The organism is Aristaeella hokkaidonensis (assembly GCF_018128945.1).
Taxonomy (GTDB): domain Bacteria; phylum Bacillota; class Clostridia; order Christensenellales; family Aristaeellaceae; genus Aristaeella; species Aristaeella hokkaidonensis.
The window spans coordinates 2,100,206-2,113,746 of sequence record NZ_CP068393.1; the positions used below are offsets into that span (position 1 = coordinate 2,100,206).

Annotated in this window: 12 protein-coding genes; 11 read left to right on the forward strand and 1 reads right to left on the reverse strand. The window is 44.5% G+C overall.

Going from position 1 to position 13,541, the window contains the following annotated elements:
- Window positions 1-22: 22 nt before the first annotated feature.
- From JYE49_RS09510 to JYE49_RS09540, 7 genes are all read left to right on the forward strand, one after another.
- Window positions 23-820 carry an alpha/beta hydrolase gene (locus JYE49_RS09510; RefSeq protein ID WP_093958116.1) on the forward strand — a complete coding sequence of 266 codons (798 nt, stop codon included), beginning with the start codon at window positions 23-25 and terminating at the stop codon, window positions 818-820.
- 54 nt (window positions 821-874) lie between these two features.
- Window positions 875-1,321, forward strand: coding sequence for a GNAT family N-acetyltransferase (locus JYE49_RS09515; protein WP_093958115.1), 447 nt, complete (start codon window positions 875-877; stop codon window positions 1,319-1,321).
- Between the two features lie 848 nt (window positions 1,322-2,169).
- A complete protein-coding gene (locus tag JYE49_RS09520; RefSeq protein WP_093958114.1) occupies window positions 2,170-3,120 on the forward strand; it encodes an ABC transporter substrate-binding protein in 951 nt (316 codons plus the stop codon).
- Between the two features lie 260 nt (window positions 3,121-3,380).
- Window positions 3,381-4,319: an ABC transporter permease gene (locus JYE49_RS09525; protein ID WP_430384036.1), complete on the forward strand. Its 939-nt coding sequence runs from the start codon at window positions 3,381-3,383 to the stop codon at window positions 4,317-4,319.
- 4 nt (window positions 4,320-4,323) lie between these two features.
- The gene (locus JYE49_RS09530) at window positions 4,324-5,118 is read left to right on the forward strand and encodes an ABC transporter ATP-binding protein (RefSeq protein ID WP_179217411.1); all 795 of its coding nucleotides are present in this window, start codon (window positions 4,324-4,326) and stop codon (window positions 5,116-5,118) included.
- Between the two features lie 243 nt (window positions 5,119-5,361).
- Window positions 5,362-6,384 carry a 3-deoxy-7-phosphoheptulonate synthase gene (locus JYE49_RS09535; RefSeq protein ID WP_346763125.1) on the forward strand — a complete coding sequence of 341 codons (1,023 nt, stop codon included), beginning with the start codon at window positions 5,362-5,364 and terminating at the stop codon, window positions 6,382-6,384.
- 208 nt (window positions 6,385-6,592) lie between these two features.
- Entirely contained in the window at window positions 6,593-7,540 is a 948-nt protein-coding gene (locus JYE49_RS09540) for a PD-(D/E)XK nuclease family protein (RefSeq protein WP_093958110.1), read from the forward strand.
- 60 nt (window positions 7,541-7,600) lie between these two features.
- Here the strand turns inward: JYE49_RS09540 and JYE49_RS09545 are convergent, their stop codons facing one another.
- The gene (locus JYE49_RS09545) at window positions 7,601-7,885 is read right to left on the reverse strand and encodes a hypothetical protein (protein WP_093958109.1); all 285 of its coding nucleotides are present in this window, start codon (window positions 7,883-7,885) and stop codon (window positions 7,601-7,603) included.
- Window positions 7,886-8,253: 368 nt separating this feature from the next.
- On the opposite strand from JYE49_RS09545, the gene JYE49_RS09550 reads away from it, so the two are divergent.
- From JYE49_RS09550 to JYE49_RS09565, 4 genes are all read left to right on the forward strand, one after another.
- Window positions 8,254-8,994 carry a DUF4238 domain-containing protein gene (locus JYE49_RS09550; RefSeq protein ID WP_093958108.1) on the forward strand — a complete coding sequence of 247 codons (741 nt, stop codon included), beginning with the start codon at window positions 8,254-8,256 and terminating at the stop codon, window positions 8,992-8,994.
- A gap of 34 nt (window positions 8,995-9,028) precedes the next feature.
- Window positions 9,029-11,659 carry an AAA family ATPase gene (locus JYE49_RS09555; protein WP_093958107.1) on the forward strand — a complete coding sequence of 877 codons (2,631 nt, stop codon included), beginning with the start codon at window positions 9,029-9,031 and terminating at the stop codon, window positions 11,657-11,659.
- Between the two features lie 117 nt (window positions 11,660-11,776).
- A complete protein-coding gene (locus JYE49_RS09560) occupies window positions 11,777-12,097 on the forward strand; it encodes a nucleoside triphosphate pyrophosphohydrolase (protein ID WP_093958106.1) in 321 nt (106 codons plus the stop codon).
- A gap of 157 nt (window positions 12,098-12,254) precedes the next feature.
- Window positions 12,255-13,493, forward strand: coding sequence for a YchJ family protein (locus tag JYE49_RS09565; RefSeq protein WP_093958105.1), 1,239 nt, complete (start codon window positions 12,255-12,257; stop codon window positions 13,491-13,493).
- The last annotated feature ends 48 nt before the right edge of the window (window positions 13,494-13,541 follow it).

A 13,541-nucleotide genomic window follows, 5' to 3' on the forward strand; every position in this document is an offset into this window, starting at 1 on the left:
AATAGCGTAACGGAGGCTTGAGATGAAGCTGAAAACCATACGGCGCAGGATCGAGACCCCGGGGGGAAAGATGAAAATCATCATCCTGCGGCCGGAAAAGCAGGAAAAGCCCGTGCCGGGGATCCTATGGATCCACGGCGGTGGATATGTGACGGGCATGGCAGCCATGGTGTTTGTGACCGCGGGCAGCGCGCTGGCGAAACATTACGGTGCGGTGCTGATCGCCCCGGAATACCGGCGGGCAGTGAAGCATCCCTATCCGGCTGCGCTGGAGGATTGCTACGCGGCGCTTGAATATCTGTATAACAACGCGGATGAACTGGGCGTGGACCGGGACCGGATCGTAGTCGGCGGGGAAAGCGCCGGCGGCGGCCTGGCCGCGGCCATCTGCATCTATGCCCGGGACAAGGGAGAGATCCCGATCTCTTTCCAGATTCCGCTTTACCCGATGCTGGACTGCAAGGACACGGACTCCTCCCGTCACAGCCACTCCCACGGCTGGGGAACCCGCCGGAACCACTGGGGCTGGCATACTTACCTGCGGGACCTGTACGGCACGGACAACGTGCCGCCCTACGCCTCGCCCTCAAGGGAGACGAACTACGCGAATCTTCCGCCCTGCTATACCTTTGTGGAAGACGGGGAACCCTTCAGGGATGAAACGGTCACCTACGTGAAGAACCTGAATGATGCCGGCGTGGAAGCGCATGTGGATGTCTTCCACGGGAACATCCACGGGTTTGATACCATGCGGTGGACAAAGAACGCGAAAAAAGCGAGAAAGAAACTGATACAAGCGGCGGAAAAATACTTGAAATGAAATATTCGCCAAAGGTGTATTTGATACCAATCCACTTCATAAGGAGAAATATATATGATCATCCGTGAGGCAACCCCGGAAGACGCAGAGGCACTGAAGGTTCTGTACTTTGATTACTTAACTAAGTATCCGCCAACAGAGGAACAGGACATGAAAACCTGGAAGGAAATCCTGGCGGAATATAACAGGGATCCTTACAACTATATCCTCGTCATCGAGGAAGACGGACAGGTGGTTTCCTCCGTTCAGCTGGGAATCATCCGGAGCCTTACGCATAACGTGCGACCCTTCGCTGTGGTGGAGAATGTCGCGACCCACGCGGATTACCGGCAGAAGGGCTACGCTTCAGCTTTGCTGCAGAAAGCAGCGGAAATTGCGAAGGAGTGCAACTGCTATAAGCTGTCCCTGGAAACAGGTTCAAACCGGGAATCCACGCTGAATTTCTACCGGCAGAACGGATTTGCCATTGACGAGAAGCATTCATGCCTGATGAGACTATAAATTCCCTCTTACCTCCTATCCGCAACCTCAATCGTCGCTTCTCGCGCTTGGAGCGCGCTCGCCGCTCGTTTCGGTTGACTCGTTCGCTTCATTTCGGCTACGCCGACAGTGCACTGCGCTGACATTCAGCTTGCTCCCCACGCGGACACTTCGTGTCCTTGGTCGAGATGACAACGTAGACGTAGCGGAGCGCAAAAACGGGAATGTGACAGCAGGGACAGACCAACTGTCACGGCCAAAGGCTGTGTACAGTTGGTCTGTCCCTCTGTCACATGGATGTTCCGATTACGTTCCCGATTACTAACACGCAAGGAGATCCTTCGACGCCCTCGCTGTGCTCGGTTGCTCAGGATGACAGCGTGGGCGCAGCGATTTACTCATACAGTTTGCATCCGCGGCGGATAATTATGAATTATGAATTATGAATTGTGAATTCTTCTTGTTTTCCGTCTGTACTTTCCGTATGGATTGCTTGACAGTCCTTATGCGCGGAAATTATAATACCGCAAAAGCGATGATCAAGGCGAGTAGCCGGATCATGGCGGTGTCCAGAGAGCCCCGTGTATGCTGAAAGCGGGGAGACCGCCTATCGGTGAAATTCCCCTTGTAGCTTCCCGTTGAAACCAGTATGGCAAGTAGGCGGTGACGGAATGCGGCCGTTATCTTCCGCAGGATGGATGTTAGTCCGTCCCTGAGGCCGCAATGGTGCGGCGAACCAAGGTGGTACCACGATGAGTAATCGTCCTTCGGAAGGGTCCGGAGGATTTTTTATTTCCCGCTTTTCCCTCCCCTGAGGGGAGAAGAGATATGCGATTCCCTATTTTTTCTATATTGAAGGAGGGTTCCCCATGAAAAAGGTAGTTTCCCTGCTGCTCGTCCTGGCCCTGGTTCTGGGCGTGTGCGCTTTCGCGTCCGCCGAAGACAAGACTTACAACGTTGGCATCCTGCAGCTGATTCAGCATCCCGCGCTGGATGCCGCCACCCAGGGCTTTAAAGATGCCCTGACGGAAAAGCTGGGCGACAAGGTTGCCTTTGATGAAGGCAATGCTTCCGGTGACTCCAACAACTGTGCCCAGATCGCCGGGCAGCTGGTTTCCAAGCAGGTTGATCTGATCATGGCCAACGCCACCCCCGCCATGCTCGCCTGCGCCACCGCCACCGCGGACATCCCGGTGCTGGCCACCTCCATCACCAACTATGAATCCGCCATGGAAATTGAGCTCACCGAAGACGGCGCCACCGGCCTGAACGTCTCCGGCACCAGCGACCTGGCTCCCCTGGACGGCCAGGCGGACATGATCAAGGAGCTGTTCCCGGAAGCCAAGACCGTGGGTCTGCTCTACTGCAACGCTGAACCCAACTCCATCTTCCAGATCAAGACCATCGAGGGCTACCTGACCGCCCTGGGCCTGGAGTGCAAGCGCTACGGCTTCAACGACTCCAATGACCTGGCTTCTGTTGTGCAGACCGCTACCGAGTGCGACGTGCTCTACATCCCCACCGATAACACCGCTGCCGGAAACACCGAAGCCATCGCCAACGTGGTGATCCCCGCCAAGGTTCCGGTCGTCGCCGGTGAAGAAGGCATCTGCGCCGGCTGCGGCGTCGCCACCCTGACCATCTCCTACTATGACATCGGCTACAAGACCGGTGAAATGGCCTATGACATCCTGGTGAACGGCGCTGACATCGCGGCCATGCCCATTGCCTATGCTCCCCAGTTCACCAAGAAGTACAACGCCACCAACGCGGCGGAACTGGGCGTCACCATCCCCGAAGGCTATCTGCCGATTGAATAATCGGTCGTAATAGACGGCAAGAGCCGTGACAGGGGGACAGACCCACAGTCACATTTTCTTCGAAAACAGTGACAGTGGTTCAGTCCCCAACAGTCACGCCTTTGCCGCAGGCTATCAACAACTCCACCCCTTCTTCAACCGAGGAAGGGGTTCGAGCGTTCTTAATCCGGAACCCTTTTCCGCCCGCAGGCGATAATAATTATGAATTATGAATTATGAATTATGAATTGTGAATTGAAACCGGAGGTTTTCCCTTGAACATTGCACAGCTACTTAACCAGCTTCCCGGCGCCGTGGCCCAGGGTCTCATCTGGGGCATCATGGCCATCGGGGTCTACATCACCTTCCGCATCCTGGATATCGCGGACCTGACGGTGGACGGCTCTTTCGCCACCGGCGGCGCCGTCGCGGCGATCCTGATCACCAGCGGCGTCAATCCCTGGCTGGCCACCCTCATCGCCCTTGTGGTGGGTATGCTGGCCGGTGCGGTCACCGGCGTCTTCCATACCTCCATGGGCATCCCGGCCATCCTTGCCGGTATCCTGACCCAGCTTGCCCTCTATTCCGTCAACCTGCGGATCCAGGGCATCGGTACGGATCTCGGTTCCCGGGCCAACGTCCCCATGAGCATCAACAAGTATAAGAACATGCTTGTCTCCCTGCGCAACGTCGGCCACATGGCGCTGGATAATCCCATCTGGCTGATGCTCCTGGTCACCCTCGTGCTCATCGGCATCATGTACTGGTTCTTCGGCACGGAATACGGCTGCAGCCTCCGGGCCGTGGGTTCCAACCAGCAGATGGCCCGGGCCCAGGGGATCAACACCAACACCGGCAAGCTCGTTGGCCTGATGATCAGCAACGGCCTGGTCGCCTTCTCCGGCGCCCTCATGGCCCAGTACCAGGGCTTCGCGGACGTCTCCATGGGCCGGGGCGCCATCGTCATCGGCCTGGCGGCCGTCATCATCGGCGAGGTGATCTTCGGCAAGCTCTTCCGGAACTTCGCCCTGAAGCTGCTGGCCGTGTCCCTGGGCGCCATCATCTATTACCTGGTCATCCAGGTGGTGCTGTGGCTGGGCCTGAACACCGACGACCTGAAGCTGCTCACCGCGCTGGTCGTGGCCGTCTTCCTGGCCATGCCCTACTGGAAAGACCGCATCCTCACCCGGAAGCTGAAGGGAGGGAAACACCATGGCTGATGAAATGCTCGTCCTCAAAGACCTGCGGAAAACCTTCAACCCCGGCACCGTCATGCGCAAGATGGCGCTGGCCGGTGTGGATCTGACCCTCAACAAGGGTGATTTCATTACGGTCATCGGCGGCAACGGCGCCGGCAAGAGCACCATGCTCAACGCCATCGCCGGTACCTTCCAGATCGATAACGGCACCATCACCCTCGGCGGACGGGATATCACCCACCTGCCGGAGCATAAGCGCGCCGCCCTCCTGGGCCGCGTCTTCCAGGATCCCATGACCGGCACCGCCGCCTCCATGAACATTGAGGAAAACCTGGCCTTGGCTTACCGCCGGGGACAGCACCGCGGCCTCCGCTGGGGCATCTCCGCGAAGGAGCGGATCCTGTATAAGGAAAAACTGGCCTCCCTGGACCTGGGCCTGGAAACCCGCATGTCCAGCAAGGTCGGCCTCCTGTCCGGCGGACAGCGCCAGGCCCTGACCCTGCTCATGGCCACCCTCCAGAAGCCGGAGCTCCTCCTCCTGGATGAGCACACCGCCGCCCTGGACCCCAAGACTGCGGAAAAGGTTCTGCGCCTCACCCGCCACCTGATCGAGGAAAACAACCTCACCGCCCTCATGGTCACCCATAACATGAAGGACGCTCTGGCCCTGGGCAACAGGACCATCATGATGCATGAAGGCAAGGTCATCCTGGACCTCAACGCCGAACAGAAACAGCACATGACCGTCGAGGATCTCCTCGCCCAGTTCGAAAAGGTCTCCGGCCATGAGCTGGTTAATGACAGAATGCTTTTGACCTGAGTCAAAGCATTCTGTCAACTCTAAACTTTTCACTCTTCACTCCTAAACTTCTCATTGGCCGGAATGTGACAGCAGGGACAGACCAACTGTCATCATTCCAAAGGAACGTGACAGTTGGTCTGTCCCTCTGTCACATCTTCTCTGCAGCGTCCACGTTGTCTCCCCCGCCGCGGCGGATAATTCTGAATTCTGAATTCTGAATTGTAAATTGTAAATGAGGTGTTCCACCGAATGAGTGCCCCTATGGAATTTGTCCGCAAGATGCCCCTTCCCCAGGAGATCAAGCGGGATTACCCCGCGGATGCCGCCATCCAGGCCATCAAGGAAAACCGGGACCGGGAAATCTCCGATGTGCTGACGGGAAAGGATTCCCGTATGCTCCTGATCATCGGCCCCTGCTCCGCGGACCGGGAAGACGCCGTCCTGGAATATATGTCCCGCCTGACGGAAGTGAACCACGAGGTCTGCGAAAAGCTCCTCATCGTTCCCCGGGTTTATACCAATAAGCCCCGCACCAAGGGCGTGGGCTACAAGGGCATGCTCCACCAGCCGGATCCGGAAAAGAAAGAGGATATGCTGGCCGGCATCATCGCCATCCGCCAGCTCCATATGCGGGTCATCCGGGAAACCGGCTTCACCTGTGCGGAGGAAATGCTCTATCCCGCCAACTTCAGCTATCTTTCCGACCTCCTGGGCTATGTAGCCGTCGGCGCCCGCTCCGTGGAAAACCAGGAGCACCGCCTGGTAGCCAGCGGCCTGGGCATCGCCGTGGGCATGAAGAACCCCACCGCCGGTGATATCACCGTGATGATGAACTCCATCGCCGCGGCCCAGAGCCCCCAGGAATTCATCTACCGGAACTGGGAAGTCAAAACCACAGGCAATCCCCTGGCCCACGCCATCCTGCGGGGCTATGTGGACAGCTTCGGCCGCTCCCATCCCAATTACCATTATGAGAACCTCCGGAACCTGCTGCAGCTCTACCGGCAGTCCGACCTGGAAAACCCTGCCGTCATCGTGGATACCAACCACAACAACTCCGGCAAGGAATACCTGGAGCAGATCCGCATCTGCAAGGATGTCATGCACAGCCGCTCCCTCAACCCGGAGATCTCCACCCTGGTCAAAGGCCTCATGGTGGAATCCTACCTGGAGGACGGCGCCCAGAAGGTGGGCGGCGGCGTATACGGTCAATCCATCACCGACCCCTGCCTCGGCTGGGAAAAGAGCCGCGAGCTCATCTTCCGCCTGGCCGACCTGGTATAATAAAAAAAGCAACTAAATATAGTTGCTCTTCCTAAAAGCAACCAAATATGGTTGCTTTTTTTCCGTTCCACTCTACAATATTGGACACAAGTGAATGTCCGATGATACTCATTGAATTTCTTATATGCTATAATTTCTTTATTCAAAATATCTTTGCTCATGAAACAATTATCCGTTATACATATGACAAAAAAGGGAGAATGAAAACATGATTTCAATGCAGTTCAATAACACAATTAGCGAAAGAGATATGGATTTGCTATTCGTTGAATCAATACTAACCGATCCCGAATTTTGCCGTTTATTGATTGATAAAACAAATCTAAAAGGAAAACCATTTCATGTTATCAGTGCTGAACTATCAAAATCCGATAGTGATCTAGGCGAATCTGATATTACTGTTGTCATTGATATAAAAGGTGATAAATATGGTCTACTAATTGAAGATAAAATCGACGCAATAGCTATGCCCGAACAACATGACAGGTATACGAAGCGCGGAAAAAAGGGAATCAAAGCCTGCGAATACAAAGACTTTAGAGTTTTCATTCTATGCCCAGAAAAATACTACATGAATAACGATGAAGCAAAGCTTTATGAACATATCCTCACTTATGAAGAATGCAAAGGATATTATGACAGTAAAGATGATCCGCTGAATGCTTTTCGAAGCCAGCAGATAGAACAAGCAATAACAAAAGCGAAAAAACCAGCATCTATAAATGTCAATGAGAAAGCAAATGCTTTCTTGAAGCAATATATACGTTATCAGAAAGAGAATTATCCAACCCTGGACTTAAGCACAAAAGAAGACAAGAACGGATGGTGGACTGACTATCGCACAGAACTTGGATCTGTGTATATCAATCACAAAATCGAGGATGGATATGTCGATCTGACATTCCCAAAGGCTTCAGACAAAATAGATAAAGCCAAAGTCATTGCAGAATGGGCTAGGCAGCATAAAATATCAGATGTTTCTGTAGTTAAAACACAAAAATCCGCGATGTTTCGTATACACGTCCCAAAGCTGGATATTATTAAAGGATTTGAGTTCGTTGATAAAGACGAATTGAATCAATGTTTTGATGCCATTAAAGAATTAACTGATTTTGCAAATATCATAGAGATAGCAAACACAATTACTTTCAGGTAAAACACATTTGTATAATAACTTGCCTATACCGTGTATCTATTTTCTATAATTCTCATCGTATCAATCATCGTCATCTTCCCAAATAACCATTTCTTCCATAAACTCCCCATCATCTTCCCTGGTTCCGGTAAACTTAGTCCCACAATTTGGACAAACCATATAATCCTTCCAGAACCGTGCCTTGCACACAGGGCACTTATACTCGTCTTCCTTCATATAATGCGGGATATACAGCCGGACAGATTCCTTTGGTCCTGCTTTCTTATTGTATTTTCCTTTGCTAAAACCGAAGCAAATCAACAATAGAATAACGATAAAGATAATCAATATGCCGATTGGAGACATTCCGCCACGCTCCTGTTCGTCGTGCATTATAAAGCTATTTCTCAACAGAATATAATCGAAATCATCACATAAAACAACATGTTTCTACTTGTTTAGATGTTAATCACCTAAAAGATTTGGATTTGATATGCATTCTTTACTTTTACATGAGATTATACTATTCTCAATCTACCATGTGTAGTATTTCAGCCATAATAAAAGCGGAACAGTCATTCATTCGGAAGTATTTCTATTTTATACGAATTAATCTAGACCCAACCATTGGATGAAACCGATTGCTTTTTTTGATATTTGTATATATGTTTTTCCAACTGATTATAGTAAAATAAAATAAATGCTCGTTTGTTCTTTATGAAAGGATGATTTATATGGATATTTCTTCACATATCCAAATGCCCAGATGTGTCCTTAAGCGTTTCGAAGATTCAAACCATAGATTGTTCTATTTCGATGTTCAAAAAGGCTTTATTGGAACAAATGGTCATGCAAAAACAATCAATACACAAGTAGGATACTATTCACAAAGCACAGAAGAATTCCTCAAAAACAATATTGAAGACCCTTTATCCCAGTTATTGCTAAAACTGGATAAAATCGATTTTAATTCTGATATTTCTATACTACCCACATTAGATGTTAGTATATTATATCATTATATTTATTCTCTTATTTCTCGAAGTCCATCATTACTAAATATGTTTGATAGCAATTCACTTAATTCTTTAAATGACAGCAAACAATTCCAACATGACTTTATAGCAACAAAAGGATTTATTCATGCCAAAGAAAAACATTTGTTACGTGATTTCAACATCAATTATATGATTAACAAAAGCCCTAAGTCTTTTATTCTTCCAACATTAGGTATGTATTCATTCATAATGAAGAGAAAGCTAACTCTTATTGCCCCTCTTTCACCACAATTGGCAGTAGCTTTTATTAGAGATCGAAGAAATCCAAACACAAGAAATATTTACGACATTACTGATGAAAAAATAATATACTCGTTCAATTCTTATGCTTTTAAATATCAATGCAATGAAAAGAATGGTTATATCGTTTCACCCAATAAAGAAGCTCTAAACGAGCAAATCAATAATAAAGAATAAACATCATCAATTCTATATATTTAGGAGGTAAAGCATGTTTGAGTATGCTAAACACGAATTCAATAACTGGTTAACAAAACAATCATTTTTCAACTTTACGCCATACGAAAAAACAATCATTAACATTATTATTAAGCATTTTGAAGATATTGCTAAAGTTGGAACCCAACAAGGTGCTAGAGCAAAATTGTTAGCCCAATACATTCATAATCTAAATTGTGTTACATTATGTGATGAACCCAAAGTTGAAGCATTTGATCAAACACCCCTTTTCCCTATAAAACTGACATCATTAACCGTAGAACAATTCCGAGGATTTAGCACACAAGTTGTTTTTAATTTTGATAAACAATATACTTTCTTTCATGGCGCAAATGGTTCTGGGAAAACAAGCTTTTGTGAAGCTCTTGAATATGGTGTGTTAGGAACAATAGAAGAAGCATCTGCTAGACATATACCACTTGATAAGTATATATTGCATGCAGGCTTAAAAAAAGTCAAAAAGCCTATTCTTAAATGTCTATATAATGATAATATCGAAAGAGATTTTTTGCCCAATTTAGCATTGTATAGATTCGCATTTGTTGAAAAGAATCGCATTGATGCCTTTTCTCACATTGGAGCAACAAGTGCTAAAGCACAGATTGATCGTATTGCTGCGTTGTTTGGATTGTCGGAATTTCAAGGTTTTATTTCCGGCTTTACCAATTCACTCGATAGTCGATATATTCAACTTAACTCTACAACTCCAAATAGTATTGTAGAGTTGAATAATGAGATCACTTTTCTTGATAATTCAATTAAAACAGAAACAAATACCTTAACCACCATAAAAGCCAACCTTGTCCATCAACTTGAAGCTATTGGTAATCCTGATGTTAAAGATGCCAATTCTGCCAGAACGTATTTATCAGATCCTGAAATTGGAAAAATATCCATATTATATAAAAAAGCCGAAAAAGAAAAAAAACCATATATTAGTTTGACTACAATAAGTGAACTTAAACAACATACAAAACAATATTTAATATCCACTAAACTAATAATAGATAATCAAAGTATTATACTACAAGAAACTGAATCCGTGAATTTACTCGCTCTCTATAATTCCCTGGTCTCTTTACAATCCACATGGAAAGAAAACGAATGCCCTGCTTGTCATACCCCCCTTGACCAAGTCAAAACCAATCCATTTGAACATGCAAAAGAATCCATCCAGAGCTTAAAGCAAATTGAAAAAGCAAAAAGTGAAATCGTAAGCAATGCAAAAAAAGCAAATCAATGCTTGAATAATATAAAAGAAAAAATAAATGATTATTTACTTTTATTTTCCGGCATGAATTTAACAACATTATTATCATGCATGGTAACGAATGAAGATTTTGCTCAACAAACAAATATTGTCAAAGAGCTCAATACAACCATAGATACAATGAATCAAATCCTTTATTCAGATAACATGTCATCTACTATTGATGATTACAACTCTAAAGCAAAAGCCAATAATGAAAAATATAATGCTGAAATCAAGCAACTGCAAGATATTCTTAATTCCATAGATACAATTGATGCTGATATACGTGCCAAAGAAAAAAATATTAGTGAATGGAATAACAAATTAAAAACAAGCAAGAATGCACTGGAAGCATTAATCAAATCGTCTGAGCAAGAAAAGAAAGTAATTGAGTTTAATACAAATATCGTTACTGCCTATAATGCGATTGTTAATAAACTTCAATTATATACTGACTCTTTACCTGCTGCAATAGCTCATAATTTATCTCAAAAAGTCATGGAGTATTATAACGAAATGAACTATGGAGATGCAGAATTTGAATTATTAAGTCAACTTACTTTACCTATAACCTCTGATGATAAGATGATTATAAAAATGCAGGATGGTACAGAACAGGATGCCATGTTGTTATTGAGTGAAGGGCACGTGCGTATTTTAGGGCTCGCCATCCTATTAGCTAAAGCTGTACAAGAAAAGACCCCTTTCTTAATCTTTGATGATATTGTCAATTCAATAGATGATGATCATAGAGGAGGAGTCGCCAAACTATTAATGGAAAATGAAGACTTCAAAGATATGCAAATGATCCTGACTTGCCATGGTGAATATTTCGTTTCTGTATTAGAAGAAAAAGTTCAAAACCCAAACAACATGGAAAGATATATGTTCTTGCCTGCCGATACACTAGCTGAAAGAGGAATAGTAATTAAGTATCAGGATCCATATATTCCCTTGCTAACAGCTCGAGAAAAATTCAACAACAATGAATTAAAGGATTGTGCAGCAAAATGTCGTCAAGCAGTTGAATGTATAACAGGTTTGTTATGGAAAAAACTATCCCCCTACTGTAAAGATGGTTTCTCTGTAAAACTACGCAAAATGAATTCATCTCCAGATTTATTCAATGCCCTAACTGCTTTAAAGGCTTTTGTTAGTAAACAGTGTCAAGGGTTGACAAGCATAAATAACGATCTGGATTTACTAACAAAAGACAGTATGTGGAGATTATTAAACAAAGGAACGCATATTGATGACACTATTCCAGAATTTACAAGGCCCGATGTGTCAAACTTGCTAGAATTGATTGAACATTTATCTTCAGAAATTAAAAGCATGAAAATAAAACCTTCAAACATCATTTCAAAATAGTATAGAGAAGCAACTAATACGATCAATATATCTTTATCATAATTATTTTTTATTATAATATGGTATATGCCCAATCGACATACCCTTAAGAAATATAATGCACGGAGAGTGATCGTGATGAAAAAGATCATATACAATAAGCTAGTAAGAGATAAGATTCCAGAGATTATTGAACAGACAGGTAAATCATGTACATATTCCATACTCTCCGAAGAAGAGTATCTGAATATGCTGGATGCCAAGTTAAATGAGGAATTAGCAGAATATCAGGAAGACAAATCCATGGAGGAGCTTGCTGATCTACTGGAAGTTATGAAAGCTGTAGCACTTGCACGAGGAAGTTCACTTGAAGAAGTCGAAGAAATACGACGTGCTAAAGCAAATAAGCGCGGTGGCTTTGAAAAGAAAATACTCCTTGAGGAAGTTATCGAATCTTAATCAAAAATGTCTATGTAATCACAATCAATACATCTACTTTATCAATCATTAACTCATCTACTATTCTGCGCTTCATCACATTATATTATCTGCAATAATAATATCTATTTTTTCATAGAAAAAGAAATAATTATACAGATAAAAGAAGGGTGATAATATGTGTTCCCATGGTATAGAAGATACAAGAATCATTGCTCAAATCAATAAAGAATACTCTATTCCTAAGGAACAACTTTATATCCATGATGACGAGTTATGTCCTTGTGGTTCTGGAAAACAATACATAGAATGTTGCAAAGGAAAACAAGACGCCCCATCAAAGGATTCTAATAAGCCAATTGAAATAAGAATTCTTGAACAATTACGTAAAGAATTAAAAAATTATCATTGTTGTCTTCATCCAAATAAAGCAGAATGCAAAGGAAAAATAAAAGATGCCCACGCTCTACAAAACAATAAAATATTATCTTTGCTTAGCGGTCCAGATCATCATGTTATGATACAAGACCATACAAAAGAGGTTAAATTACTTAACACACCAAATACATCCCCCATTCCTATAATTCCATTTAATAGAAAAGGAAAAAATCTTGCCACAGTTCAAAGCTGCTTCTGTGATTATCATGACACTATAGTTTTTAAACCAATAGAATCAGATGCACCATCCTTTGATTCCACAAGCAAAGAAATGGCATTTATCTATGCCTATAAAGCCTTTATTTTTGAATATTCCAAGCAATTTTTTCTTATCGAGCAAATGAGGCGAAATTTTGCTATAAGACCTCAAACCTTTTCAACCAAACAATTAGTTTCCGTATATCGTACTCAATGCATGCGAATAGAAGAGATGGATTCTGTCAAAAAACACTATGATACAGAATTATTGGCAGGAACACATAATGGTATATACACTAAAACCATATGCATTCCATATAAAATTGGTATAGCTTGTTATGCATACGTAGGATTTGATTACGACCTAAATGGACAAAGAATAAAAAAAATTGATACAAACAATAAAATGCACAGATTGTCCATTACAATCCTACCCGAAGAGCAAAATTCATATATTATTATAAGTTGTTTGGAAAACGAAGAGATATATTACCGAGATTTCTTCCAACAAACGATGTCCTCATCCCTCGATAAAACCCTTTTTTTCTTTAATATGATGATTCCTTTATATTCTGAGAACTTGGTTTTGTCTGAACAATTATGGAAAAAGTTGGATACTCGTGGTCAAGTAGCTCTCACACACCTGGCAAATCTATCTGGCCCAGATCACTTAAAAATGTGTCATACTATAGGTATGGCTCTTAGAAACATGGCAAAAAACAAACAATCTGATTATTCACAAAGAGGCACACTCAACCTCTTTATGAACCCTGATAACTAACAGACCTTTTTTGAGTATATCCACAATAGGTATAAATAAGCATCATCC

Bases quoted from the DNA above. Each gene is read 5' to 3' on its own strand.
- JYE49_RS09510 (WP_093958116.1), top strand. From the start codon at position 23: ATGAAGCTGAAAACCATACGGCGCAGGATCGAGACCCCGGGGGGAAAG.
- JYE49_RS09515 (WP_093958115.1), top strand. From the start codon at position 875: ATGATCATCCGTGAGGCAACCCCGGAAGACGCAGAGGCACTGAAGGTT.
- JYE49_RS09520 (WP_093958114.1), top strand. From the start codon at position 2,170: ATGAAAAAGGTAGTTTCCCTGCTGCTCGTCCTGGCCCTGGTTCTGGGC.
- JYE49_RS09530 (WP_179217411.1), top strand. From the start codon at position 4,324: ATGCTCGTCCTCAAAGACCTGCGGAAAACCTTCAACCCCGGCACCGTC.
- JYE49_RS09535 (WP_346763125.1), top strand. From the start codon at position 5,362: ATGGAATTTGTCCGCAAGATGCCCCTTCCCCAGGAGATCAAGCGGGAT.
- JYE49_RS09540 (WP_093958110.1), top strand. From the start codon at position 6,593: ATGATTTCAATGCAGTTCAATAACACAATTAGCGAAAGAGATATGGAT.
- JYE49_RS09545 (WP_093958109.1), bottom strand. From the start codon at position 7,885: ATGTCTCCAATCGGCATATTGATTATCTTTATCGTTATTCTATTGTTG.
- JYE49_RS09550 (WP_093958108.1), top strand. From the start codon at position 8,254: ATGGATATTTCTTCACATATCCAAATGCCCAGATGTGTCCTTAAGCGT.
- JYE49_RS09555 (WP_093958107.1), top strand. From the start codon at position 9,029: ATGTTTGAGTATGCTAAACACGAATTCAATAACTGGTTAACAAAACAA.
- JYE49_RS09560 (WP_093958106.1), top strand. From the start codon at position 11,777: ATGAAAAAGATCATATACAATAAGCTAGTAAGAGATAAGATTCCAGAG.
- JYE49_RS09565 (WP_093958105.1), top strand. From the start codon at position 12,255: ATGTGTTCCCATGGTATAGAAGATACAAGAATCATTGCTCAAATCAAT.